This is a genomic window from Gemella sp. GL1, from assembly GCF_013415365.1.
Taxonomy (GTDB): Bacteria; Bacillota; Bacilli; order Staphylococcales; family Gemellaceae; genus Gemelliphila.
In genome coordinates this window covers 1-460 of the sequence record NZ_JACBYB010000023.1, presented here as the reverse complement: position 1 = coordinate 460, position 460 = coordinate 1, and the positions used below count along the sequence as shown (strand labels likewise).

1 protein-coding gene is annotated in these 460 nt (G+C 42.6%); it reads right to left on the bottom strand.

Features of this window, described 5'->3' with window-relative positions; genetic code table 11:
- The coding region (locus HZY82_RS06445) for a ThiF family adenylyltransferase (protein WP_179939078.1) at window positions 1-460 on the bottom strand (460 nt) is incomplete at both ends.

Here is a 460-nt window from a genome sequence, read left to right as displayed (position 1 = left end):
CATTTACACTCATAGAAGCAATTTCCGATGTAAATGTAATCACTGCTGGGCTGGGGTTTCCACTACCAATGACGTAGGCCTCCTTCTTTTGGCGCTCGTAACCGTCGGGATCATTTCGTTTTAAGTCCTCCTCTCTCGCTAAGGTCCGATCAATCACATTTCGACAAATTAAGCAAGTCGTGTGTGGTTGCAAAACCGAAAATCTCCCCTGCAATGTCTGCAATAAATTGGGGTTTGTTTCTGACCGTTCAATTACAATTCCCATGTCAATCACTGGAGTAAGATAGAAGTAAGCAAATCGATTAAGCATCACTCTACCGCTGTTATCATCTGTGCAGCCAAATATAATGTCACAACTTTTTATGGCATCCTTTCCTTCGCCGCTATCAACGTAAGTTGATATTGTTCTGACATTGCTATCGATGCCAATAGCCGAAATGAAACTTGCCAACGTTTCGAC